Origin of the sequence: Flavobacterium sp. PL11, from assembly GCF_035985025.1 — a bacterium.
Lineage (GTDB): Bacteria > Bacteroidota > Bacteroidia > Flavobacteriales > Flavobacteriaceae > Flavobacterium.
In genome coordinates this window covers 88,209-112,114 of record NZ_JAXCIA010000011.1, presented here as the reverse complement: position 1 = coordinate 112,114, position 23,906 = coordinate 88,209, and the positions used below count along the sequence as shown (strand labels likewise).

At 32.8% G+C, this 23,906-nt stretch carries 24 protein-coding genes and 2 tRNA genes; 17 read left to right on the top strand and 9 right to left on the bottom strand.

The genetic code is table 11. The features are described 5' to 3' along the window. The 4 genes from RCH18_RS07980 to RCH18_RS07965 all read right to left on the bottom strand — a co-directional run. A partial coding sequence (locus RCH18_RS07980; protein WP_326936219.1) for a hypothetical protein occupies positions 1-771 on the bottom strand: 771 nt, incomplete at its 3' end. Between the two features lie 75 nt (positions 772-846). Next, positions 847-1,896: a hypothetical protein gene (locus RCH18_RS07975; protein WP_326936218.1), complete on the bottom strand. Its 1,050-nt coding sequence runs from the start codon at positions 1,894-1,896 to the stop codon at positions 847-849. Positions 1,897-1,915: 19 nt separating this feature from the next. Next, positions 1,916-3,271: an RCC1 domain-containing protein gene (locus tag RCH18_RS07970; protein ID WP_326936217.1), complete on the bottom strand. Its 1,356-nt coding sequence runs from the start codon at positions 3,269-3,271 to the stop codon at positions 1,916-1,918. A 355-nt stretch (positions 3,272-3,626) separates the two neighbouring features. Continuing rightward, the gene (locus RCH18_RS07965; RefSeq protein ID WP_326936216.1) at positions 3,627-4,190 is read right to left on the bottom strand and encodes a hypothetical protein; all 564 of its coding nucleotides are present in this window, start codon (positions 4,188-4,190) and stop codon (positions 3,627-3,629) included. A gap of 65 nt (positions 4,191-4,255) precedes the next feature. On the opposite strand from RCH18_RS07965, the gene RCH18_RS07960 reads away from it, so the two are divergent. Beyond that, on the top strand, positions 4,256-5,023 hold the full coding sequence (locus RCH18_RS07960; RefSeq protein ID WP_326936215.1) for an amidohydrolase: 768 nt from the start codon (positions 4,256-4,258) through the stop codon (positions 5,021-5,023). Here RCH18_RS07960 and RCH18_RS07955 read toward each other — a convergent pair. Further along, positions 5,013-6,683, bottom strand: coding sequence for an Ig-like domain-containing protein (locus RCH18_RS07955; RefSeq protein ID WP_326936214.1), 1,671 nt, complete (start codon positions 6,681-6,683; stop codon positions 5,013-5,015). The two genes, RCH18_RS07960 and RCH18_RS07955, sit on opposite strands and share 11 nt — an antisense overlap. A gap of 175 nt (positions 6,684-6,858) precedes the next feature. Here RCH18_RS07955 and mce point away from each other — a divergent pair, with 175 nt between their 5' ends. Next, the gene (gene mce / locus RCH18_RS07950; RefSeq protein WP_326936213.1) at positions 6,859-7,260 is read left to right on the top strand and encodes a methylmalonyl-CoA epimerase; all 402 of its coding nucleotides are present in this window, start codon (positions 6,859-6,861) and stop codon (positions 7,258-7,260) included. 113 nt (positions 7,261-7,373) lie between these two features. Beyond that, a tRNA-Ile gene (locus RCH18_RS07945) sits at positions 7,374-7,447 on the top strand. A 173-nt stretch (positions 7,448-7,620) separates the two neighbouring features. Here the strand turns inward: RCH18_RS07945 and RCH18_RS07940 are convergent. Together RCH18_RS07940 and RCH18_RS07935 are read right to left on the bottom strand one after the other, a co-directional pair. Beyond that, positions 7,621-7,746, bottom strand: a complete 126-nt coding sequence (locus RCH18_RS07940; RefSeq protein ID WP_326936212.1) for a hypothetical protein — start codon at positions 7,744-7,746, stop codon at positions 7,621-7,623. Positions 7,747-7,876: 130 nt separating this feature from the next. Further along, on the bottom strand, positions 7,877-8,464 hold the full coding sequence (locus RCH18_RS07935) for a riboflavin synthase (RefSeq protein ID WP_326936211.1): 588 nt from the start codon (positions 8,462-8,464) through the stop codon (positions 7,877-7,879). A gap of 55 nt (positions 8,465-8,519) precedes the next feature. Here RCH18_RS07935 and pdxA point away from each other — a divergent pair, with 55 nt between their 5' ends. From pdxA to accC, 6 genes are all read left to right on the top strand, one after another. Continuing rightward, positions 8,520-9,563, top strand: a complete 1,044-nt coding sequence (pdxA, locus tag RCH18_RS07930; RefSeq protein WP_326936210.1) for a 4-hydroxythreonine-4-phosphate dehydrogenase PdxA — start codon at positions 8,520-8,522, stop codon at positions 9,561-9,563. A 101-nt stretch (positions 9,564-9,664) separates the two neighbouring features. Further along, positions 9,665-10,207 carry a YceD family protein gene (locus RCH18_RS07925; protein ID WP_326936209.1) on the top strand — a complete coding sequence of 181 codons (543 nt, stop codon included), beginning with the start codon at positions 9,665-9,667 and terminating at the stop codon, positions 10,205-10,207. Positions 10,208-10,216: 9 nt separating this feature from the next. Beyond that, entirely contained in the window at positions 10,217-10,411 is a 195-nt protein-coding gene (gene rpmF, locus RCH18_RS07920) for a 50S ribosomal protein L32 (RefSeq protein WP_007137315.1), read from the top strand. 172 nt (positions 10,412-10,583) lie between these two features. Continuing rightward, entirely contained in the window at positions 10,584-11,582 is a 999-nt protein-coding gene (locus tag RCH18_RS07915; protein WP_326936208.1) for a beta-ketoacyl-ACP synthase III, read from the top strand. Positions 11,583-11,606: 24 nt separating this feature from the next. Further along, a complete protein-coding gene (accB, locus tag RCH18_RS07910) occupies positions 11,607-12,083 on the top strand; it encodes an acetyl-CoA carboxylase biotin carboxyl carrier protein (RefSeq protein WP_326936207.1) in 477 nt (158 codons plus the stop codon). A 92-nt stretch (positions 12,084-12,175) separates the two neighbouring features. After that, positions 12,176-13,522, top strand: a complete 1,347-nt coding sequence (accC, locus tag RCH18_RS07905) for an acetyl-CoA carboxylase biotin carboxylase subunit (protein WP_326936206.1) — start codon at positions 12,176-12,178, stop codon at positions 13,520-13,522. 84 nt (positions 13,523-13,606) lie between these two features. Here the strand turns inward: accC and RCH18_RS07900 are convergent, their stop codons facing one another. Further along, positions 13,607-15,520, bottom strand: coding sequence for a S9 family peptidase (locus tag RCH18_RS07900; RefSeq protein ID WP_326936205.1), 1,914 nt, complete (start codon positions 15,518-15,520; stop codon positions 13,607-13,609). A gap of 335 nt (positions 15,521-15,855) precedes the next feature. Here RCH18_RS07900 and RCH18_RS07895 point away from each other — a divergent pair, with 335 nt between their 5' ends. The 6 genes from RCH18_RS07895 to mtgA all read left to right on the top strand — a co-directional run bounded on the left by RCH18_RS07895 (position 15,856) and on the right by mtgA (position 20,877). Then, the gene (locus RCH18_RS07895; protein WP_326936204.1) at positions 15,856-16,551 is read left to right on the top strand and encodes a DUF2490 domain-containing protein; all 696 of its coding nucleotides are present in this window, start codon (positions 15,856-15,858) and stop codon (positions 16,549-16,551) included. Positions 16,552-16,577: 26 nt separating this feature from the next. Next, on the top strand, positions 16,578-17,336 hold the full coding sequence (locus tag RCH18_RS07890) for a carbonic anhydrase family protein (RefSeq protein WP_326936203.1): 759 nt from the start codon (positions 16,578-16,580) through the stop codon (positions 17,334-17,336). 127 nt (positions 17,337-17,463) lie between these two features. Then, complete coding sequence (locus RCH18_RS07885; protein WP_326936202.1) at positions 17,464-18,165, top strand: TerC family protein; 702 nt, start codon at positions 17,464-17,466, stop codon at positions 18,163-18,165. A gap of 8 nt (positions 18,166-18,173) precedes the next feature. Beyond that, positions 18,174-18,845, top strand: a complete 672-nt coding sequence (locus tag RCH18_RS07880; protein WP_326936201.1) for a TetR/AcrR family transcriptional regulator — start codon at positions 18,174-18,176, stop codon at positions 18,843-18,845. Between the two features lie 179 nt (positions 18,846-19,024). Next, on the top strand, positions 19,025-20,137 hold the full coding sequence (locus RCH18_RS07875; RefSeq protein ID WP_326936200.1) for an NAD(P)/FAD-dependent oxidoreductase: 1,113 nt from the start codon (positions 19,025-19,027) through the stop codon (positions 20,135-20,137). Continuing rightward, positions 20,137-20,877, top strand: a complete 741-nt coding sequence (mtgA, locus tag RCH18_RS07870) for a monofunctional biosynthetic peptidoglycan transglycosylase (protein ID WP_326936199.1) — start codon at positions 20,137-20,139, stop codon at positions 20,875-20,877. The genes RCH18_RS07875 and mtgA overlap by 1 nt, the downstream gene beginning before the upstream one ends. A 544-nt stretch (positions 20,878-21,421) precedes the next feature. On the opposite strand, the gene RCH18_RS07865 is transcribed toward mtgA, so the two are convergent. Continuing rightward, positions 21,422-22,597 (bottom strand): dicarboxylate/amino acid:cation symporter, encoded by a 1,176-nt coding sequence (locus RCH18_RS07865; protein ID WP_326936198.1) that lies wholly within the window; start codon positions 22,595-22,597, stop codon positions 21,422-21,424. Between the two features lie 284 nt (positions 22,598-22,881). Between RCH18_RS07865 and RCH18_RS07860 the strand changes: the two genes are divergently transcribed. Both RCH18_RS07860 and RCH18_RS07855 read left to right on the top strand, forming a co-directional pair. Then, positions 22,882-22,955: transfer RNA gene (locus tag RCH18_RS07860), tRNA-Ala, on the top strand. 183 nt (positions 22,956-23,138) lie between these two features. Further along, a complete protein-coding gene (locus RCH18_RS07855) occupies positions 23,139-23,906 on the top strand; it encodes an enoyl-CoA hydratase/isomerase family protein (RefSeq protein WP_326936197.1) in 768 nt (255 codons plus the stop codon).

Genomic DNA, 23,906 nt, shown 5'->3' with positions numbered 1-23,906 from the left:
ACCAAATCCCGGGTCAGTGTCAAAATAATATTCGGCTGCCACAATCGGAGAAATAGTGTTTAGGTTGGGTTGGGTGTATATCACTTTTCGTGTGGAAATGCTCCATTTGTTGTTGGCATCTTTGCAACGAATGTATAAAAAATGAATGCCCTCGGTTAGATTTTGTGCAACAATGGGATAGTTGATTAAATTTAGCGTGTTACCCGCGGTAACAGTCGCAGTATTGGCATTACCAAATCCCGGGTCAGTGTCAAAATAATATTCGGCTGCCACAATCGGAGAAATAGTGTTTAGGTTGGGTTGGGTGTATATCACTTTTCGTGTGGGAACGCTCCATTTGTTGTTAGCATCTTTGCAACGAATGTATAAAAAATGAATACCTTCGGGTAAATTTTCTGCCACAATGGGATAGTTAATTAAATTTAAAATATTACCCGCTGTAACAGTCGCAGCATTGGCACTACCAAATCCCGGGTCAGTATCAAAATAATATTCGGCTGCCACAATCGGCGAAACAGTATTCAGGTTGGGTTGCGTGTACATCACTTTTCGTGTGGGAATGCTCCACTTGTTGTTGGCATCTTTGCAACGTATGTATAAAAAATGAATGCCTTCAGTAAGGTTTTGCGTTACAATAGCATAATTGTTTAGACTTAATGTATTGCCAGCATTAATTGTTACCGCATTGGCACTACCAAATCCCGGGTCAGTATCAAAAAAGTATTCGGCTTGGGTAATGTTTGTTTGAGAAAATAGGTTTACGACAAACAATAGAGCCAACAGGTTTATAATTGATTTCATTGCTTAAGTTTTTTTAGATTAATTTAAAAATTGCAATAGCAAAAATTAATTCGATTTGGCAGTAACATCAACTTGCAAAGTTCCGTTTAAAGGAATAGTTTGATTCAAAATGTTCATCGATTCTATGTAAGGCATTGAAAACGGATAACCTCTTTTGTTAAATGGGAAATTGAAACCAAAAATCCCTATTGGTGTGCCATCAACACCAACTAATGAAGCATTGCTAACATTGTAGTTATTTGCAAGTGAAAAGGTAAAATTATTTGCTGGTGTTATCGTTGTAAACGAAGGATTTACGTTATTAAAATTGCCTGTGCCAAGAAGTGCAGCCATAGTGGTTCCAGCAGCATTAAAAGAAAGGTTATTAGAAAGTATCGCATTTGAGATACCAATTCCTGTTGTTGCAGCGTTTTGCGAAATAAATATATTGTTGTTTGCCACATTAAAACAATTGGTAAAAACAGTAAACGATGGTTGGTTGCCAGTGGTAACAAAAATATTGTTAGAAACTGTGGTGTCAACAGATAATCCATTAAGAGGATCAAGAGAAGCACCTAAAACATTAAAAAAATTGTTGACTATCAGCCAGTTGTTACTATTAATGTCAGTAATGATACGACTCGTGATTATATTTCCTCTTACTACCCAATTATCAGCATTAGTTGCACTTATTTGATTTATCAAGTTATTTTCTATTGTAACGTTATTTACTTGTAGAGCGGTTCCTTGAAACATACTTATTGAAGCTATCTGCAGCCCCGAAATAGAACTGCCTGCAGCACTTGCTGCCGGAGTACCGCTAGATATTAGCGATATAGCACCTATGTTTGCACTAATTCCAGCGGTTACTTCTGGCGTGTGTCCTATTCCTCTAAAATGCAATTTTTTAGAAGTAGTACCACCTTCATAACTAGTTTCAGAAGGAGAAATGTAGATAAAATCATTGGGTTGCGCACTATTAATAGCGGCTTGCAATGAGGTGAAGTTGGCAGACGAATTGACATTATTATCGACTGTAATAATGTTTTGAGCGTAAAACGCGTTGGCTAACACTAGCGTAAAAATGGTTGCGATTTTTGTAAATGAATTTTTCATAATAATTGGTTTTAAATATTTAGTGTTTTACAATTTTTTGAGAATAATTATAATTTCCGTTTGAAATATTCAAAATATAAATACCACTTTGAAGTTTACTTATGTCTAATTTTTGGTTATTTACATTTTCTGATTTTTTTTGATATAATATACGTCCAATTAAATCAGAAACAGTTAGTAAACTATTTTCAATTGATTTATTAGTTGTTATATTGATGACACCGCTTGACGGATTTGGATAAATTGATAGTAATGGGTTATTAAGGGTTTCTGGAATTGACAATGCTTGGCAATTGGTGCTAACAAGAACTGGAATAGCACTATTTACAGTTAAACCATTTCCAAATGCCCCATTGTTTTGACCCGCTATATAAGTTGTACCATCGTTTTTAGAAAATATAGAATTAGAAAATCCTGATACAAAAACGCGGTTAACATCTGTAAGATTACTAACCTGAACTGGTAAATATCTGTTAGTTTGAGTTCCGTCGCCAAGTTGTCCATTATTATTATATCCAACAGCCCAAGCGGTACCATTATTTTTTACGAATAAGGAATGATATTGTCCAGCACCAATACTGATAATTCCAGTAAGGCTTTGTATTTGAAACGGAAGAAGTCTACCATCAGAGTCAGCTGTACCAAGTTGCCCAAAAAAATTATTACCCCAAGTCCAAACTGTGCCGTCTTGCTTTAAAAAAACAGTATGAAGACCTCCAGCAGCAATTGCTACAACATTAGTCAAAGGAACTAGTATAGGTTTACCATCTGCACCTCCTATTCCGCTCCCACCTCTGTCTCGTCCAGCAGTTTTCACGGTTCCATCGGCAGCTAGAAATATAGAATGTTCAATTCCAGCTGCTATAGCAACAATATTATTTACTCCAGCAACTTGTACTGGAATATTTTGGTCTTCGTTACCACCATTACCTAAATGACCTAAACCATTACGTCCGCAAGCCCAGACAGTACCATCATTTTTAAGAAAAAGCGAATGTTGATAACCTGCGGCTATTTTTATGATTCCTGTAAGAGTAGGAATTTTGATAGGAATCTTTGAGTTTGTTGTAGTGCCATTTCCAAATTGACCAAAATCATTTCTACCACATGCCCAAACTGTACCGTCGCTTTTTAAAAAAAGTGAAAAGCCGTCTTTTGAAGCAACAGCAATGATATTAGTTAAACCGCTTATTGTAGTTGGTGTTAATGTGTTTGTTGTAGTTCCGTTGCCAAATTGCCCGTCACTATTATTTCCTGTTGCTGTAACATTACCATTACCACATACAAATAAAGAGCATTCATAGCCGCTGGTAGCTGATTGACCATTAGCAAATGAAATTGTTATCATTGCTATAAATAAAGTAATTTTTTTCATGATTAATAATTTTATTGTTTAATAATTTTTTGAGATTAGTTGCAGCAGCTATTTGAGATGTAACTACTTTTTTTCTTTACTTAAATACTTGGTAGTAAGGTATCTATATTAATTTCTCTACTTTTAAGGGTAAGTATTGAAAATGATTTATAAGGGTTTACCCTTAAAAAAAGGATTGCCGCAGCTCTTGAATTTTTCGTCTTCTCAAATATTTTCAAATTAACTCTTAAAATAGCAGATTTAATTATAAAAAGTCGAAGGTTCTAAAAGCAGTTTGGAGGTTATTTTATTTAACACAAAAAGCGCATCCAAATCAATGGATGCGCTTTTAAATTTTAAGTTTATTGGAATTATTTTAGTCTTTCCAGCCCCATGGAGCTGCGGGTGTGGCGACTGCTTTTGTTAAATCAAAATTTACGGTAAAAAGTCTGTCTGAACCAATGCGTCTTAAATTGTAAGTAAAAGAAGTGTGGTCTAAAGTAATCCACCAAACATTAACAGCAGCGTATGGAATCAAATCGGTAGTTTGTTGATCTGCTGGAAAAAACTGAAGGGTAGGTGATCCAGAATTAGACGTTGTTCCACCATATTGTGTTACTTTATCTTCAGAGCCATCTTCAAGGCGGTGATCGTGTTTGAGCTGAATTCGGTCGTTTTTGTATGTTAATACCCAGGTTCTAGACTTGTCCTCTCCAACAAAAAAAGGAATTCGAATCGTGTTTTCATTGCAATTGCGCACATGCATTAGCAATTTTTTATTTCGAAAGGTATCGTTTTCAGCACCCTCCGTTACAGTGCCTTCAAATGATTTGCCGCATTGTTTTTGTAGGTTCTCCCAAAATTGTTTTGCTCCAGATTTGCTTTGGCTAAAAGCCAAAATAGAAAACAGCATCATGGTTAATACAAAGGTCTTTTTCATCTTTTTTTGCTAATATAATGAACTTAAACTATCTTGGTAATTCTTATTTTTTTAATAATAAAACAATGCAAGTAGTATTAATACAAGCTCCATTAATTTGGGAAAATCCCGAATTCAATCGCAAATATTTTGAGTCTAAAATCAATCTAATTTCTAGCGATGTTAATCTTATTGTACTGCCAGAAATGTTTACAACAGGATTTACAATGAATCCAATTCCTGTTGCTGAAACTATGAAAGGAGAAACGCTTATGTGGTTGAAAGCGATGGCAAAAGCGAGAAAAACGGCTATAACTGGAAGTGTTATTATCAAGGAAGACGGTAAATATTTTAATAGAATGTTATTTGCTTTTCCATCAGGTGCCATTCAATATTATGATAAAAGACATTTGTTCACGCTCGCCGGCGAAGATGAGCATTACACTGCTGGGAATAACAAATTAATAGTTGAATACTTAGGTTGGAAAATATGTCTACTTATTTGTTATGATTTGCGTTTTCCTGTATTTTCGAGAAATAAGAATGACTATGACTTATTACTATATGTCGCTAATTGGCCAAAAACAAGAACTCACGCTTGGGATGCACTGCTAAAAGCAAGAGCGATTGAAAACATGAGTTATGTAATTGGTGTCAATAGAACTGGCGAAGATCAAAACGGGCATTCTTATATAGGCCATTCGCAAGTGATTGATTGTATGGGTGAATATTTAGTTGCTCCAGAAGAAGCGGAGGCTATTTTCAAAACTACATTAGATCATACTATATTGCTTAAAATGAGAGATAAATTTGGCTTCTTAAAAGACCAAGATTTTTTTAAAATTAAAAATTAGCACTAGATTTCTTTTTATTGTCTATCTTTTTTTTTGGTTCTGGTATGTAGGGCATGCCTAAATCAAAAATTTGTTCTATATCCCAGTTTGCTCTGACATCTATTTTTTTTGAATAATAAATTACCTCTTCTGAATAGCGTTTTTCTAAATAATTACCAGCATCATATACTTTATTCTTATTTTCATCATAAATAGCGCGAAGTGTAAATTCAGCGGGTTCTAGTGAATTAAAATCAATTGTGGTATTATTGTCAGTATATTCAGCAGCTAAAACGGTATCTTTATCATCAAGTAATTCCACAATGACTGGAAATTTTTTAACATTTTCTAATTTAATACGAAGATTTCCATAATCAGCATAATCTTGAGTATTTACAGTATAGGTTAAACTGTCATTTGATTTTTCGAAAAAATCGGTTAAAGCACCAGGTAAGAGGGTGAAAGTATATTTCTCTAACGGCTCTTTTTTGAAATCAAAAAATAATTTTTGATTATAGTCATCATACTCTGTAGTAAAATCAACCGCACTAGAATCTTTGTTGATCAGTTTTATTTTAGAAATGTCAAATTTAAGTAAAGGCGTACTAGTTTCTAATGTAAATCGATTTCTAAAGTGCAAACTGCCGCTGATTAAGGAACTGATAGTAAGCGTATCTTTTTTTTGGTCTTTAATTTTTAATGAAAAATCTTTTATGTACTTATCTTTTGTAATTGAAATTGCTAAAGAATCAGCTTTTATAGGTTTAAACCATATTTGAATAGAATCTTTTTTAGGTAATTGAGTAATTGCAATAGGTAAAATTTGATTGTTGTTTTTAAGAACTATTTTTGGTCTGCCTTCAAATTTACTTAAATCTCCTTCATAACCCATAACTAATCTATTTCCAGCTGCTTGACTAGGTTTAAAAACTTTAAACGGCAGCACCTCTTTAAATAAATTTAATTCATAAACAGAGTCAGTAGGAATGGTAATAAACTGTTTTTTAAAACCAATTTTATCCGTTTTAGGATTGTATTTATTATTGTTGTTTTGATCTTTCATCGCTACAAGCAAATATTTCCCTGATTTTAAATTTTCTAAACGAAAGGTTTTCAAACTATCTAATGTATTGGTTACATATCTTGGCGTTTCTTTGTATACAATAGAGTCATTGTAATTTTCATTAACCTCATAAAGCATAATCGAAACAAATGATTCTGCTTCTTTATCATAAGCACTTTTTACAGTACCAGCAAGGCTTAAAGAATCAATATAATTGCCCGTTGAAAAAATATATTTAAACTGGCTATACGGATTGCCTTCATTATTATCCTCAATGCTTTGACCAAAATTAAAACTATAGGTGGTATTAGGTTGTAGGGTGTCTTTAATTTTTATGGTAATAAATTTACTAGCCGTTGTTGGGAGTATCAACGGTTCATTTTTCATTGGCGGCGAAATAATTAATTGCTTATTAAGATTTTTTAATTTCACATTTTCGTCAAATACAAGTTTGATTTGATCTCCTTTAAAGTTGGTATTAAAATTCTCTGGAAAGCTGTTTTTCAAAACAGGAGCAATCGTATCTTTTAATCCTCCCGTAATAGAGCCTCTTTTTGCGCAACCTACCATAATAAAAAGTACTGCAATTAAAGTGTATTTTAAATTGTTTTTCAACATATCAAATTATAATTAGAATCTACAAAATAACAATTATAATTCATGTGATTATTGTTTTTTACAAAATTATTATGAGCCTTTGATCAGCTAAGTTTTTAATGCTTAATTTTACATTGATATAAAACTATAAAACATTTATGTTTGGTTTATTATTAATAGTAACAAAATGTCACAAATGAGAAAGATAGAACATATAGGAATTGCGGTTAAGGATTTAGAAGTATCAAACATCGTTTTTGAAAAGCTTTTTGGCGCTGCAGCGTACAAATCAGAGGAAGTGGAAAGCGAAGGTGTTTCAACTTCTTTTTTTATGAGTGGACCCAATAAAATTGAGCTTTTAGCCGCTACAAATCCTGATAGTCCGATTGCGAAATTTTTAGAAAAAAAAGGAGAGGGAATCCACCATATTGCATTTGATGTTGAGGACATTGTTTCAGAAATTACTCGTTTAAAAAACGAAGGATTTATAGTTTTAAATGATGTTCCAAAAAAAGGTGCTGATAATAAGTTGGTTGCCTTTTTACATCCTAAAAGCACTAACGGGGTATTGATAGAATTGTGTCAAGAAATTAAATAAGTATTGTTCTAATATTCAGGTGGTTTGTAAAAAGTATTTTATTTTTTTTAAAATCTAATTAAAAAACATTTGGAGCAATCCAAAAATAGTAGTAATATTGCAAACTCTAAACCGGTCCTATAGCTCAGCTGGTTAGAGCACCTGACTCATAATCAGGTGGTCCCTGGTTCGAGCCCAGGTGGGACCACACTTTAAATCAAGCCTTTACAGAAATGTAGAGGCTTTTTTTATGAATATTAAATAAAAATTAATAATCAAAAAAGTAATTTTTTTTATTAAATTAAACCATTAACTTGCAGTTAGTTAATAAATAATCGAACGTTTCTATATTTAATTTCATTTTTTAAAAGCCATTATGATTTATAAAAAAACTGTCGTAACGTTAGTGTTGTTTGTATTTACAATCTTTAAAATGGTTGCTAAATCGTCAAGTCCTCCACCGCCAGATAACGGATTAGCTGATCCACCAACACCTCCTGTACCCATTGATGGTCATAGTACCTTAATACTTATACTTGCCTTGTTTTTGGGAATATATATTATTTACTCACAGATTATTAAAACTAAAAAAACTCCACTGTAAAATGGAGTTTTCTTAGTTTTACGCATCTATATTTTACTTATTGGCGTACAATCGAGAAACATATTTGCCAATTACATCAAATTCTAAATTTACTTTAGTGCCTACTGTGAAGGAGTTAAAGTTTGTGTGCTGATAAGTATACGGAATAATGGCCACACTAAATTGATTATCCTCGGAATCAACTACAGTAAGGCTTACGCCATTTACAGTTATGGAGCCTTTTTCGATAGTGATGTTATTGTAATTGCTGTCATATTCAAATGTGTAAAACCAGCTTCCATTTGTTTCATTGGCAACAATACACGTTGCGGTTTGATCTACATGTCCTTGAACGATATGTCCATCGAGTCGGTCTCCGAGCTTCATCGCTCTTTCTAAATTAACTTTATTGCCAACTTCCCAAGTGCCCAAATTTGTTTTTTTGATGGTTTCATTAATGGCGGTGACCGTGTATAAATTGTCATCAATAGCTACGACAGTAAGACACACTCCATTGTGAGCGACACTTTGATCGATTTTTAATTCGCTTGTAATTGTTGAACTAATCGTAATATTTACGTTAGTATTTTCTTTTTGTATATCTTGGATAGTACCAAGTGTTTCTATGATTCCTGTGAACATTCTTGTTTTAATTTACTAAATTTGCACTTCAAAATTAGTAATAAATAATGGTGTCATGATGAAAAAAGCAGAAAATATAATCGTAGGAATTTCTATTGGAGATTTAAACGGAATTGGAAGCGAGGTAATTTTAAAAACATTTGAAGATTCTCGAATGTTAGAATTATGTACACCAGTAATTTTTGCAAACGTAAAGCTGATGTCTTTTATCAAGAAAAGCATTCAGTCAGTTGCTGCATTACACGGTATTGATAAGTTAGACCAAATTATTTCTGGGAAAATAAATGTTTTAAATCTTTGGAAAGAAGCTGTAGACGTTAAACTTGGTGAAAGTGATCCGAAAGCGGGTGAATACGCTATAAAATCTTTTGTAGAAGCAACTAACGCTTTAAAGGAGGGAATAATAGATGTTTTAGTGACTGCTCCAATCAACAAATACAATATTCAGTCAGAGGAATTTAAGTTTCCAGGCCATACAGATTACTTAAATCAAGAATTAGAGGGCAATGCTCTAATGTTAATGGTTCAGGATAATCTAAGAGTTGGTCTTTTAACAGATCATATTCCTGTAAGTCAGGTAGCTTCGCAACTTACTGAAGACTTAATTATTAGAAAAATAGAAACCATTAGACAATCTTTGGTTCAAGATTTTAGTATTAATAAGCCTAAAATAGCAGTTTTAGGATTAAATCCTCATTGTGGAGATGGTGGTGTAATAGGGTCAGAAGATGATTTACTTATTAAACCAACCTTAAAAAAAATATTTGAAAAAGGGACTTTAGTATTTGGTCCTTTTGCTGCAGATGGTTTTTTTGGTAGCAATCAGTATGAGAAATATGATGCCGTAATTGCTACTTATCATGATCAAGGGTTAATTCCATTTAAGACATTGTCTTTTGGTAACGGAGTCAATTACACAGCTGGACTAGATAAAATAAGAACATCGCCAGATCACGGCACTGCTTATGATATAGCTGGTAAAGGAGTAGCCGATTTTAATTCCTTTAAAGAGGCGGTTTATTTAGCAATAGATATTTACCAATCCAGAAATCAGTATGCTGTAATTAGTGAGAAACCGCTTAAAACCAAAGAAAAGTAGTTGTCAACAAAAAAAAGTGAATAACATTATTAGTTTTGCAATAAATTTATATCTTTGCACCCCGTTCCAAAGTATCGGAATAAGGCCAAATTGTTGTTGAAATGAAGAACAGAAAACAATATTTAATTCCATTTATAGGATTAAAGCTAGGGAAACATCAATTTGAATATCAAATCAATAATTCGTTCTTTGAAATCTTTGATTATAACGAATATCAAGATTCTAATATCAAAGTAAGTGTAGTTCTAGAGAAAAAAAATACGCTTTTAGAAGTAAGTTTAAAACATAAAGGAACCGTTAATGTGCCTTGTGATTTAACAAGCGAAGATTTTGATCTACCTATAAAAGGTAAAATGAAATTAATTGTGCGCTTTGGCGAAGAATTTAATAATGATAATGAGGAATTATTAATTTTGCCTCATGGTGAATTTGAATTTGATATTGCACAATATATTTATGAAATGATTGTATTGTCTGTTCCTTTAAGACGTGTTCATCCTGGTGTAAAAGATGGTAGTTTAAAGACAGAAGCTTTGACCAAGTTGAATGAGCTTAAAATCAAAGAAATTAAAGAAGAGAATAAAGAAGAAGAAAATATAGACCCACGTTGGGACAAATTAAAGAAACTATTAACGGATAAATAATATAGTAAAATGGCGCATCCTAAGAGAAAAATCTCCAAAACAAGAAGAGATAAAAGAAGAACACATTACAAAGCTACAGTAGCACAAATCGCTACTTGTCCTATCACAGGAGAAGCTCACTTATATCATAGAGCATACTGGCATGAAGGCAAAATGTATTATAGAGGGCAAGTTGTTATAGATAAATCTGTAGCTGTTGCTTAATAAATTACTGTAAATAATATATGAACTCTCACATAGTGAGAGTTTTTTTGTTGTTTTTAATTTTTGTCAAATAAGAAGTTCCTTATCTTAAGTAATGGAATTTTTTTTGTAATTTTCACGTCTTTAAAAAATTTTCAAATAGGACTATTTGAATAGAAATAAATTGCATACAATGAATAAAATCACAGCCGCAATTACCGCAGTTGGAGCCTATGTTCCAGACTTTGTACTTACAAACAAAGCTCTTGAAACTATGGTTGACACCAATGATGAGTGGATTACCTCTCGTACAGGGATAAAAGAAAGAAGAATCCTGAAAGATGAGGATAAAGGAACTTCATTTTTAGCTATAAAAGCTGCGCAAGATTTAATTGCAAAAGCAAACATCGATCCTTTAGAAATAGATTTATTGATAATGGCTACCGCAACAGCCGATATGCCTGTTGCTTCAACTGGCGTATATGTTGCTACTCAAATTGGCGCTATAAATGCATTTGCTTATGATTTACAGGCGGCTTGTTCCAGTTTTTTATATGGAATGTCTGCAGCTGCAGCATACGTTCAATCTGGACGTTATAAAAAAGTGCTGTTAATTGGTGCCGATAAAATGTCATCTATTGTAGATTATAAAGACAGATCGACTTGTATTATTTTTGGCGATGGAGCTGGTGCTGTCCTGTTTGAACCTAACTATGAAGGTTTAGGTTTGCAAGACGAGTATCTTCGTAGCGATGGAATAGGCAGAGACTTTTTAAAAATTGATGCAGGTGGATCTTTGAACCCAACATCATTAGACACTGTAAAAGAGAACCGACATAATATTATTCAAGACGGTAAAACAGTTTTTAAATATGCAGTAACCAATATGGCTGATTCTAGTGAATTAATTTTGAAAAGAAATAATTTGACTAATGAAGATGTGGATTGGTTAGTTCCTCATCAGGCAAACAAACGTATTATAGACGCCACAGCAAGTAGAATGAATCTTGAAGATGCTAAAGTGCTTATGAATATTGAAAAATATGGAAATACGACTTCAGCGACCTTACCATTAGTACTTAACGATTTTGAACATTTATTTAAAAAAGGAGATACTATAATATTCGCAGCCTTCGGTGGCGGATTTACTTGGGGATCTATTTATCTAAAATGGGCATACGATAAAAAATAAAATTTAAACTAAAAACAAATAATTATGGATTTAAAAGAAATTCAAAATCTAATCAAGTTTGTAGCAAATTCAGGAGTTGCAGAAGTAAAGTTGGAAATGGATGATGTAAAAATCACTATAAGAACAACAATAGAAGGGCATGCAACTGAAACAACGTATGTTCAACAAATACCGGCGCAAGCGCCACTTCAACAGGCGTTTGCTCCACAACAAGCTGCTCCTGCTGTAGTAGCAGAAACTCCAATTGCAGAAAACGCTCATTTTATCACTATAAAATCACCAATTATTGGAACTTTTTATAGAAAACCATCTCCAGACAAGCCTATGTTTGTTGAAGTAGGAAAGACAATTGCTAAAGGCGATGTGCTTTGTGTAATTGAAGCAATGAAATTGTTTAATGAAATTGAATCTGAAATTTCTGGTAAAATTGTAAAAATATTGGTTGATGATATGTCACCAGTTGAATTTGACCAACCTTTATTCTTAGTAGATCCTTCATAACATTTTAAATTCCAATATTTTAAATTCCAAGTTCCAATGTCTGGATATTTGGAATTTTGAACTTGTCATTTGAATTTTAAATTTTTAAAACGATGTTTAAAAAAATATTAATTGCAAATAGAGGGGAAATTGCATTACGCATTATCAGAACTTGCAAAGAAATGGGAATTAAGACTGTCGCTGTATATTCTACTGCCGATGCTGAAAGTTTGCATGTCAAGTTTGCGGATGAAGCAGTTTGTATAGGTCCACCTCCTAGCAACCTTTCCTATTTGAAGATGTCAAATATTATTGCTGCTGCCGAAATTACAAATGCAGACGCAATTCATCCTGGTTATGGTTTCCTTTCTGAAAATGCTAAGTTTTCAAAGATTTGTCAGGAACATGGTATCAAATTTATTGGCGCTTCGCCAGAAATGATTGATAGAATGGGAGATAAAGCTTCGGCAAAGTCAACAATGATTGAAGCTGGTGTTCCTTGTGTTCCCGGTTCAGTAGGGATTTTAGAATCATACGAACAAGCTTTGCAATTATCACGTGAGTTTGGTTTTCCTGTAATGCTAAAAGCAACTGCTGGTGGTGGTGGAAAAGGGATGCGTGCAGTTTGGAAAGAAGAAGATTTATTAAAAGCTTGGGAAAGTGCACGTCAGGAATCTGCCGCTGCTTTTGGAAATGACGGCATGTATCTGGAGAAATTAATTGAAGAACCACGTCATATTGAAATCCAAGTAGTGGGTGATTCTTATGGCAAAGCCTGTCACCTTTCAGAGAGAGATTGCTCCGTACAAAGACGTCACCAGAAATTGACGGAGGAAACGCCTTCTCCTTTTATGACCGATGATCTTCGTTTAAAAATGGGTGAAGCTGCTGTTAAAGCTGCTGAATTTATTAAATATGAAGGAGCAGGAACGGTAGAATTCTTAGTTGACAAACACCGTAATTTCTACTTTATGGAGATGAATACTCGTATCCAAGTAGAGCATCCTATCACAGAGCAAGTTATTGATTATGATTTGATTCGGGAACAAATTTTAGTTGCAGCAGGTGTTCCAATTACGGGGAAAAATTATTTACCAAAATTGCACGCCATTGAATGTAGAATTAATGCTGAAGATCCGTATAATGATTTCCGTCCTTCACCAGGAAAAATCACAACGCTTCACATGCCAGGAGGACACGGAGTTCGTTTAGATACTCACGTTTATTCAGGGTATACAATTCCACCTAATTATGATTCTATGATTGCCAAGTTGATCACAACAGCGCAAACTCGTGAAGAAGCAATTAGCAAAATGAGAAGAGCACTTGATGAATTTGTTATTGAAGGGATAAAAACTACAATTCCATTTCACAGACAATTAATGGATGATCCACGTTATATTGCAGGTGATTATACCACTGCATTTATGGATACTTTTAAGATGAACGATCCAGAATAAAAATATATCACAATAAAAAACCTCACTGCGAAGTGAGGTTTTTTTGTTTTGAATCACAACCTTGTGAACCTAAATTGCGCTATTTTACAACGTTTCCGTTAGCCATTTGTAGAACTCTTTTTGCCAAACTTGAGCGTTCTGTGGTTTCAATACCCAGTGATTTTCCTCTGGAAAATATAAAAATCTACTTTTGATACCTCTTAATTGTGCGGCTTGAAAAGCTTCTTGTGATTGTCCCTCTGATACTCTAAAATCTTTTCCTCCTTGAATGATTAAAATAGGTGTATTCCATTTGTCCACATTGTTGATAGGATTGAATTCATTATAGGCCTTTTGAGCAATCGCATTATCTTTTTCCCAATATGCTCCTCCAAAATCCCAATTGTTAAAAAATACTTCTTCGGTAGTTCCAAACATGCTTTGTGTATTAAAGACACCGTCATGAGAAATAAATGTTTTAAAACGATTGTTGTGAATTCCAGCTAAATAAAAAGCAGAATAACCCCCATAACTCGCACCAACACATCCTAAACGATCTGCATCAACATACTTTTCCTTAGCAACTTCATCAATTGCTGATAGATAATCTTGCATCACTTGTCCGCCCCAATCTTTGCTGATTTGCTCATTCCATTCTACACCATGACCTGGCATTCCGCGACGGTTAGGTGCTACAACTATATAGCCGTTTGCAGCCATCAATTGAAAATTCCAACGGAAAGAATAGCTTTGCGTCAATGGTGATTGTGGTCCACCTTGACAGTATAAAAGTGTTGGATATTTTTTTGAAGCATCAAAATTAGGAGGGAGAATTACCCAAACTAACATTTTTTTGCCATCCGTTGTAGTTACATATCTTCGCTCCGTTTTGCTTAATGCTAAAGAATTGTAGGTACTTGTATTCACATTTGATAATTGATTCCATGAATTTTTCTTCAAATTATAAGAGAAAATTTCAGCAGCATGATTCATATCAGTTCTTGTTACGATCACATTATCTCCAGAAAAGCCAATAATTGCATTTACGTCAAATTCACCTTTAGTGATTTGGCTCACCGTTACAGCTCCCGAAGCTTCGGAACGTTTTACGCCAGGAAAGTTAACTGCAAATAATTGTTTTGTGCCATCAATAGGAGCAACAAAATATATTTTGCTACCATCTTTACTCCACAAATAACTATCTACAGTTCCGTCCCACTGTGCAGTTAAATTCATGTTTATCCCTTTGAAACTAACAATTAAGTCATTCTTATCTGCTTCAAAACCGTCTCTTTTCATTTGCAACCAAGTCAGATTTCCTGTAGGTGAAAATTGTGGAGCTACATCATAACCAGGATTATCGGCAGTTCTATTAATTGTTTTGCCAGTTTCTAAATTGTATTCATAAATGTCAGTATTGGTAGAAATGGCATATTGTGTCCCTGCTTTTTTCTTAGAAACATAAAGAATACTTTTACTATCAGGTGACCAAATATAATCCTCGTCTCCTCCAAAGGGTTTTTGAGGACTATTATAATTTTCTCCCTTAAGAATATCAATTCCTGTTGCACCTTCTTTATTTTCTTTGTAAAAAACGTGATTAAAAATTCCTTCATTCCAAGTGTCCCAATGGCGATAATCTAATCCATCGTAAATTTGAGCATTTGATTTGGGTAGATTTGGATAAAAATCTTTTCCATGCACTTTATCAATTTTTACTTCTTCATTGTAAATGATAAATTTTCCATTAGGGGATATTTTTTTATCCTTTAATAGAGTTTTAGTATCATTTACTTCAGTGGGGATACCGCCATTCACAGTTAAAGTATAAATCTTAGAGTCTGATTTGTTTTCTTCCACGGATGGCGAAGTGACTTTGTAAACTATATTTTTCCCATCGTTTGAAAGACCCAAAGGTGTAACTCTACCTAATTTCCATAATAATTCTGGTATCATTACATTTTGTGTCATGGCATTTAAACTCATCATTAATAAAGGTATTATTAGTAATTTTTTCATTTTGCTATTTGTTTTATTTCAGAGCATAAAATTAACTAATTTTTTTGTTTTTTTAGCTGATGTAGTGATATCACTAGCTACTATTTAGTTAAAATAATTTAAAATTATATTTAATTATTTTTAAATATTTTGCTCTTTTGATCGAGTTTATAGTTTTTTTATTATCCTTTTAATTTTTAAAAAGCATTCAAAAAGTCAGTTTTTAATAATTAAGATCTTATACTTAAATCTAATTGAACTTTTACTCTAACGAAAATTTTATAAATAAAAGTTAAAATATTTAAATTAATGATAGTAATACTATTATATTTACGCAAAATATTTGGAATTATAACATGAAATCTATCAAAATTTTTATTATTTTATTTCTATGTTCCAGTACTGCCGCAATTGCGCAAAACACTACAGAAAATGATCTTGGTGCGTGGTATATGTATTTCTATAATACAAAACTAAAAAATAGTTCTCTTGGCATTCAAGGAGATTTGCAATACCGTAACTTTAATGCAATAGGCGACTTAGAGCAATTTTTAGTTAGAAGTGCTGCAACCTATTCTCCAAAAAATTCAAATATTACATTAGCGCTCGGCTATGCCAATATAACTTCAGGCAAAATTGGAGAAAATGACGATACTAGAAATGAGAATCGAATTTATCAAGAAGTACTCTTGCCTCAAAAAATAGGAAAAAGACTTTATTTTACTCATCGGTTTAGATATGAACAACGTTTTGTAGAAAACCAAGATTTTAGAACACGTTTTAGATATAACCTAGCAGCAAATATTCCTATTAACAGCAATAAAATAGAGAAAAACACTCTTTATGTGGCTTTATACAACGAAATTTTTTTAAATGGCGAAAAAAATATTGGTAATAACAGCACTGTAAATGTGTTTGATAGAAACCGATTGTATGTAGGATTGGGTTACGGAATCACTAATAAAATCAGAGCACAAATAGGCTTCATAAATCAGTCTACAGAAAACGCAGCTAAAGATCAATTGCAGTTTAGTATTCATCACAATTTTTAATATAACAACCCTTAATATATTTAATCATGAAAAACAATTATTTAAAATTATCTCTACTTTGTCTATCTGTCATAATGGTCAGTTGCAAAGAGAACAAAGAAACAACAGATAAAAAAGAAGGAGAGTCTACAACAACTATTAATGTTGATAAACCAATCCAAAATCACATTGTAACCGCTGAGGATCAAGCAAAATTGACTCCTGACGAAATCCTTGCTGATTTCAAAGCAGGTAATGAGCGTTTCAGAAATAATAACCTAACGGTTAGAGATCACGATGAGCAACTAAGAAAATCAGCAGAAGGGCAGTTCCCAAAAGCATTTATACTTAGTTGCGTAGATAGTAGAGTTCCAGTTGAAGATGTATTTGATCAAGGTATCGGAGATGTATTTGTGGGACGAGTAGCTGGAAATTTTGCTGACGAAAATATGTTAGGAAGTATGGAATTTGCGTGTAAAGTTGCTGGTGCAAAAGTGATTATGGTAATGGCACACCAACATTGTGGAGCTGTAAAAGCTACAATTGATAATGTTGATTTAGGAAATATTACTTCATTAGTAGATAATATTAAACCTGCTATAGCGATGTCATCGAGCTTCACGGGCGAAAAGAAAGTTAAAAATGACGATTACGTAAAATTAGTGGCAGAGAATAATGTGAAAAACACTATCGAAAACATTAGAAAGGAAAGTCCAATTTTAAAAGAAATGGAAAGTAAAGGCGAAATTAAAATTGTAGGAGTTTATTATAGCTTGGAAACGGGTAAATTAGATTTCATCCAATAAAACTTTACAGATACCACTTTATAGAGAGTAATTATTTAATTCATATTTAAAATTGTAAAAAATCTATTTATCAAATCGATAAATAGATTTTTTATTGTACGAACTAATCAAACAAATTTAAAACCTAATGACAGAGTTTATTATTCCTTTATTATCCTTGATTGCCTTAGAAGTTATTTTAGGAATTGACAATATTATTTTCATCTCAATATTAGCCGACAAATTACCCGAAAGTCAACGGAATAAACTTAGATATTGGGGAATTGGGTTAGCAATGTTTATGCGTTTAGCCTTATTAGGATTAATATCTTGGATTTTAAAACTAGACAAAGAACTATTTGAGTTTAATGATGTTTCGTTTACTGGGAAAGGGTTAATTTTAATTGCAGGAGGACTATTCTTAATTTATAAAAGCACAAAAGAGATTTATCATAAAACTGAGGTTGCCAATTCAGGTGGTCCAGCCGAAATTAAAAAAGTGAGTTTTAAAAAATTGCTAGTTGAAGTTATTATTTTAGATTTAGTTTTTTCAGTTGACTCTATAATTACGGCAGTGGGAATGGTAGATGAATTATGGATTATGTACACAGCGGTAATCGTTACAGTACTTATCATGCTTATAGCGGCAAAACCAATAAGCGAATTTATTTCAAAACATCCTTCTTTTAAAGTTTTAGCGCTTTGTTTCTTAATGATGATAGGGGTATCTTTGATTGCAGAAGGATTTCAATTTGAAATTCCAAAGGGATATATTTATTTCTCTATGGCTTTTGCCTTTTTAGTAGATATTATTCAAATGAAAACTGTTCCTTCAACGGCTAATAAATAAAAAATATTATGGATTCCATTCTAGCAAATATCGCCATTACGGTTAATGAAAAGTTATATCTAAAAAATCCTGAAACTTCAAATTTGGGAAAAAAAATAATAAATAGTAGTATTCTTTTAATTGATGAAATAGGATTTGAAAATTTTACATTTAAAAAATTAGGAGACAAAATTGCTTCTAATGAAAGCTCTATTTATCGGTATTTTGAAAGCAAACATAAGCTGATGTTATATTTGTCTTCTTGGTATTGGAGTTGGATCGAATACAAATTAGTTTTTGCAACTAATAATGTAGACAATCCTTTAGAAAAATTGAAAAAAGGGATTACAATTGTCACCGAAAAAATAAATGATGATTCGGAAACCCAACATATAAATGAAGCAGTTCTCAACAGAATTATCATTGCTGAGTTTACTAAAACTTTATTGACAAAGGAAGTGGATGACGAAAATAAAGAAGGTTTTTTTTCGATTTATAAACGAGTTATTAATCGTTTAGTAGTAATGATTGAAGAGGTAAAACCTGATTATGAGTTTTCTAAAACATTAGCTTCTTCGATAGTGGAAGGGGCTTTGCATCAACATTTTTTACAAATTCATTTAAAAACCATAACCAACTGTGATCAGAAAATATCCCCTACTGATTTTTATGTTCAGTTGATAGAAAATCTCCTTAAATAGATTTTATTAATCTCCACAAAATGAAGTTTTCTAAACGATAATCATTTTTATAATCTCATTATTTTTGGCCTTAAAAATCGCTCTAATTTTTTCACTATTGATATATTCTATAATTTTGTTTTTTGGATCTAATGTCATTGGTATCAAAAAATCATTATTTTTATAAAAATATCATAGCAATGGACTTAAGTTATTGGGAATTAAAAAACTGGTTTACTCATATTGATTACACCATTGTAGGAAGCGGAATAGTAGGTTTACATACTGCCTTACGCTTACGCGAAAGATTCCCAGAAAGTAAAATTCTAGTTTTAGAGAAAGGCATTTTGCCTCAAGGCGCCAGCACCAAAAATGCGGGCTTTGCTTGTTTTGGAAGTCTATCAGAAATAATAGATGATTTGCAGACTCATTCTGAGCAAGAGGTAATTTCTTTGATACAAAAACGATGGAATGGCTTGCAAATGCTGCGAACACGATTAGGAGATGCTGCTATAGATTTTAAAGATTATGGCGGTTATGAACTTTTTTTAAAAGACGAGCAAAGTGCATTTGATGAATGTCTCCAAAAATTGCCTTTTATCAATGAAATGCTTAAACCCATTTTTGAAACCGTTGTTTTTGCAAAAAAAAGTAATCTGTTTAAATTTGAGCAAATACAAGATTCGATAATTTTCAATCCTTTTGAAGCCCAGATTGATACTGGAAATATGATGCAGGCTTTATTGAAAATGGCTGTTTCAAATAATATTTTGATCCTGAATAAGCAAACGATTACAGCTTATCATGATACGGGAAATCAAGTTGAAGTCGTATTAAATGATTTTAGTTTTAAAACAAAAAAACTATTGTTTGCCACAAATGGCTTTGCCAATCAATTAATAGATGCAGCTGTACAACCGGCTCGCGCCCAGGTTTTAATCACAAAGCCTATAAAAAATCTAGCCATAAAAGGCACTTTTCATTTAGATAAGGGATATTATTATTTTAGGAATATTGGCGATCGTATTTTACTGGGCGGTGGCCGAAACTTAGATTTTAATTCAGAAAACACCGCTGAATTTGGACAAACGGAAATTGTACAAAAAAAATTGGAACAATTATTAAAAGAAGTAATTTTGCCGCACCAAGATTTCCAAATTGAACATCGCTGGAGTGGTATTATGGGCGTTGGTGCTCATAAAAATCCTATTGTATCTCAATTGTCAGATGGTGTTTACTGTGGAGTACGACTAGGTGGAATGGGCGTGGCGATAGGAAGTGTAATAGGAACAGAATTAGCTGATTTAATATAATGGCCACTAAAATAATTCCAACAAAAACTAGAAAATCTATTAAGAAACAACCTACTTCTTTCATGAGAAAAATTTTCCTTCTTTTATTCAAAATAGTGCTGTGGTTTTTTGGGGCGTCATTGTTTTTAGTAGTGTTTTTTAAATTTGTACCCGTATTCTTTACGCCTTTAATGCTTATTCGTGCCATCGAAAATAAAACAGCCGGAAAAGAAGTGTATTTCAGTCATGATTGGGAACCTATTGAAAATATATCCACGAATCTTCAAAAAGCGGTGATTGCTAGTGAAGACGGTACATTTTTAAGACATAATGGTTTTGATTTTGGTGCTATGCAAAAAGCATTTAAAAACAATGAAAGAGGTCGAAGAATAAAAGGAGGTAGTACCATATCACAACAAACAGCGAAAAATGTATTTCTATGGCAAGGACGAAGTTATCTACGTAAAGGATTAGAAGCTTACTTCACCGTTTTGATTGAGTTGATTTGGGGTAAAGAGCGCATCATGGAAGTATATTTAAACAGTATCGAAATGGGTGATGGCGTTTATGGAGCACAAGCTGCAACGCAACATTGGTATAGAAAAGACGCTAAATCTCTAACTCTTATTCAAGCAGCGGGAATAGCAGCAATTTTACCCAATCCTCGAAAATTTAAGGCAACTAGTTCTTCGTCTTATATCAATAATAGAAAGGCTAAAATAGTTAAAGTAATGAGATCTGTCGGAAAAATAAATTATTAATTTTATTATATATAGTCCTATTGAATCCGAATTATTGATTTAAATGATCAATATTGTGATTAATTGGCAATATATAAGAGCAATCAACAAGACCTTGATATGTAAATGTCGTTTAGTTAAGCTTTTAACGCTCCAACTTTGTCATTCTGACGGAGGAAGAATCTTTGTTTGTTGCACTCGTTTGTTGAGATCGCTTTGCCTGTTCGATTAAACCTACGAGTACTCCTTCATCGGACTGACAAAAACAACAACTTTATTTATTATCCTTAACTTAATGACATTGCCTAAGATGTCAAGGTTTTGTTTATTTTAAAAATGCTTTGAAAAGATATTAAAATATACTATCCGTAATCTGAATATTTTAAAATAGTGTTTTGTCTCGCTGAACGGAGTTTAATCTTCTACATTTTTAAGACTTTGACTTTTTATAGTATTTTAAAAAATAAATTCTGGCAACAAAATTTTATGTGATAATGACTTTTTCATATTTATTATAAAATCACGGTAGCAAACTGCCTTTATCACTTAATTGATAAGATTAAATTTAAGAAATTAATTTTTCTTTGGTGACTTTATCAATAATCAAAGCTATGGCGCCGTCTCCAGTAACATTGCAAGCGGTACCAAAACTATCCATAGCAATATATAGTGCAATCATCAAACCAGTCATTTCTTCGGTAAAACCTAACATAGACTGTAAAATCCCTACAGCTGCCATTATTGCTCCTCCAGGAACGCCTGGTGCTGCAACCATGGCGATACCTAACATAAATATAAAACCAGCAATCAAGGTAAAGTCAAACGGCATTCCCTCTAAAATCATCAAGGCCATAGCACATGCTGTAATTTTCATCGTACTTCCAGATAAGTGAATGGTAGCACAAAGCGGAATTACAAAACCAGCGATTTTTTGTGAAACTCCATTTTTCAATGTTTGTTCTAACGTTACGGGTATTGTAGCCGCCGACGATTGCGTACCCAATGCAGTGAAATAAGCAGGCATCATGGTAGCTAGTAATTTAATTGGATTCTTCTTTGTCAATAGTCCTGCAACAGTAAATTGAACTAATAACAATAAAATATGCAGTGCGAAAATAACTCCTATGATACTAATAAAAACTGATAATATGGAGAATACTTTGCCGCTAAAAGTCATGCTTGTAAATATGCCTAAAATAAATAACGGCAATAGTGGAATAATGACGTTTTCTATCAATTGCATGATAATGATTTGAAAATCTTTGACTACTAATTTCAAGCTTGATTTATCTTGATAAGATAATCCCAATCCGATTACAAAAGCAAAAACTAATGCAGTCATAACATCTAAAGCAGGTGGAATAATTATAGTAAAGTAAGGTGTTAATTCTGCTTTTGAGCTGCCTATTTGAGCTACATTGCTTATTTGAGATTCTAACAATTGTGGAAAAATACTTACAGCAGCAAAATAAGTCATAAAGCCTGAAAACAAAGTAGAGCCGTAAGCAATAGCAGCAGTTAATAGTAATAATTTACCAGCACCTTTTCCAAGATCAGAAATTGCAGGCATTATCAATCCCATTATAATTAATGGAATTGCAAAATTAAGAAACTGACCAAAAAAAGAATTAAAGGTGGTAAAAACTCTATTGATCGACTCAGGTAAATATAAACCAAACACAATGCCCAACACAATGGCAAGGAAAACTTTAAATAATAAGTTTGAAAATAACTGTTTCATAATATAGACTGTTTACTAAAAGAAGTACCTACTTTTTATAGCTTAATTTTAAGATGGCGAATATACTTCGATTGTTTCAAAAAACTACAATTCGCATTTATTTTTAAAGTGAATTATAAACCTAAAAAGATATTCCGATAAAATTAAGGCTCAATTAAATACTTTTTTAGAGTTTAACTGTATCAGTTAATTATTTTGAAGCATAATAGCCTCTCAATAAATTTCTTTTTTTAAAATATATTTTTAGGTTTCAGACATTATTATATTATATTTGCGAGCACAATGGGGGATTAGCTCATTTGGCTAGAGTGCTTGCCTGGCAGGCAAGAGGTGACCGGTTCGAATCCGGTATTCTCCACAAATTTAAAAAAGCTTTGCAGAAATGCAGAGCTTTTTTGTTATGTAATAATTTTTTAAAAAGGAAGTATTTCTTTTTATTACGCATTTTTTTTAAAATCCTTATTTCAACAATCAATTCTAAATCTTCTAAAAAAGAGTTCATTCCCTTTTATATTTTTAACTTTGCACCAAAATTCCTGCTATGGTATCAGAAAACGCAATGGGTTCCCTTTTTACTATCATTGAAAATAGAATTGCAACAGTCACTTTTGGTCATCCCGCTAGTAATTCCTTTCCCAGTGTGTTACTAGATAGACTAACTGCTGAGTTTAATAAATTGAGTATTGAAAATGGGATTTCAGTTATAATAATAAAAAGTGAAGGGACGGCTGCATTTTGTGCTGGAGCTTCATTTGACGAACTTTTAGCAGTTGCGAATGAAGCTGAAGGAACTCAATTTTTCTCTGGATTTGCGAATTTAATAAATGCTATGCGATCTTGTTCTAAGCTTATCATTGGACGCATTCATGGAAAAGCGGTGGGTGGCGGAGTAGGAATTGCTAGTGCTTGCGATTATACATTAGCAACAAACAGTGCTTCTATAAAACTTTCAGAACTAGCAATAGGAATTGGGCCTTTTGTTATTGAACCCGCTGTTTCAAGAAAAATGGGGAAAATTGCCATGTCTGAAATGACACTAGCAGCACAAGATTGGAAATCAGCAAAGTGGGCTTGCGCCAAAGGATTATATGCTGAAGTATTTGATACTGTTGAAGAACTTGACGCTGCAGTTAGTAATTTTAGCTTAAAATTATCTAGTTATAATCCTGACGCTTTGATAGAAATGAAGAAAGTTTTGTGGGAAGGAACCCAAGATTGGGAAACACTTCTAGTAGAGCGTGCTGCTATTTCTGGCAAATTAGTACTTTCTGATTTTACTAAGGAAGCTTTATTGCAATTTAAAAAATAA

Bases quoted from the DNA above. Each gene is read 5' to 3' on its own strand.
- RCH18_RS07975 (WP_326936218.1), bottom strand. From the start codon at position 1,896: ATGAAAAATTCATTTACAAAAATCGCAACCATTTTTACGCTAGTGTTA.
- RCH18_RS07970 (WP_326936217.1), bottom strand. From the start codon at position 3,271: ATGAAAAAAATTACTTTATTTATAGCAATGATAACAATTTCATTTGCT.
- RCH18_RS07965 (WP_326936216.1), bottom strand. From the start codon at position 4,190: ATGAAAAAGACCTTTGTATTAACCATGATGCTGTTTTCTATTTTGGCT.
- RCH18_RS07960 (WP_326936215.1), top strand. From the start codon at position 4,256: ATGCAAGTAGTATTAATACAAGCTCCATTAATTTGGGAAAATCCCGAA.
- RCH18_RS07955 (WP_326936214.1), bottom strand. From the start codon at position 6,683: ATGTTGAAAAACAATTTAAAATACACTTTAATTGCAGTACTTTTTATT.
- mce (WP_326936213.1), top strand. From the start codon at position 6,859: ATGAGAAAGATAGAACATATAGGAATTGCGGTTAAGGATTTAGAAGTA.
- RCH18_RS07940 (WP_326936212.1), bottom strand. From the start codon at position 7,746: ATGGGTACAGGAGGTGTTGGTGGATCAGCTAATCCGTTATCTGGCGGT.
- RCH18_RS07935 (WP_326936211.1), bottom strand. From the start codon at position 8,464: ATGTTCACAGGAATCATAGAAACACTTGGTACTATCCAAGATATACAA.
- pdxA (WP_326936210.1), top strand. From the start codon at position 8,520: ATGATGAAAAAAGCAGAAAATATAATCGTAGGAATTTCTATTGGAGAT.
- RCH18_RS07925 (WP_326936209.1), top strand. From the start codon at position 9,665: ATGAAGAACAGAAAACAATATTTAATTCCATTTATAGGATTAAAGCTA.
- rpmF (WP_007137315.1), top strand. From the start codon at position 10,217: ATGGCGCATCCTAAGAGAAAAATCTCCAAAACAAGAAGAGATAAAAGA.
- RCH18_RS07915 (WP_326936208.1), top strand. From the start codon at position 10,584: ATGAATAAAATCACAGCCGCAATTACCGCAGTTGGAGCCTATGTTCCA.
- accB (WP_326936207.1), top strand. From the start codon at position 11,607: ATGGATTTAAAAGAAATTCAAAATCTAATCAAGTTTGTAGCAAATTCA.
- accC (WP_326936206.1), top strand. From the start codon at position 12,176: ATGTTTAAAAAAATATTAATTGCAAATAGAGGGGAAATTGCATTACGC.
- RCH18_RS07900 (WP_326936205.1), bottom strand. From the start codon at position 15,520: ATGAAAAAATTACTAATAATACCTTTATTAATGATGAGTTTAAATGCC.
- RCH18_RS07895 (WP_326936204.1), top strand. From the start codon at position 15,856: ATGAAATCTATCAAAATTTTTATTATTTTATTTCTATGTTCCAGTACT.
- RCH18_RS07890 (WP_326936203.1), top strand. From the start codon at position 16,578: ATGAAAAACAATTATTTAAAATTATCTCTACTTTGTCTATCTGTCATA.
- RCH18_RS07885 (WP_326936202.1), top strand. From the start codon at position 17,464: ATGACAGAGTTTATTATTCCTTTATTATCCTTGATTGCCTTAGAAGTT.
- RCH18_RS07880 (WP_326936201.1), top strand. From the start codon at position 18,174: ATGGATTCCATTCTAGCAAATATCGCCATTACGGTTAATGAAAAGTTA.
- RCH18_RS07875 (WP_326936200.1), top strand. From the start codon at position 19,025: ATGGACTTAAGTTATTGGGAATTAAAAAACTGGTTTACTCATATTGAT.
- mtgA (WP_326936199.1), top strand. From the start codon at position 20,137: ATGGCCACTAAAATAATTCCAACAAAAACTAGAAAATCTATTAAGAAA.
- RCH18_RS07865 (WP_326936198.1), bottom strand. From the start codon at position 22,597: ATGAAACAGTTATTTTCAAACTTATTATTTAAAGTTTTCCTTGCCATT.
- RCH18_RS07855 (WP_326936197.1), top strand. From the start codon at position 23,139: ATGGTATCAGAAAACGCAATGGGTTCCCTTTTTACTATCATTGAAAAT.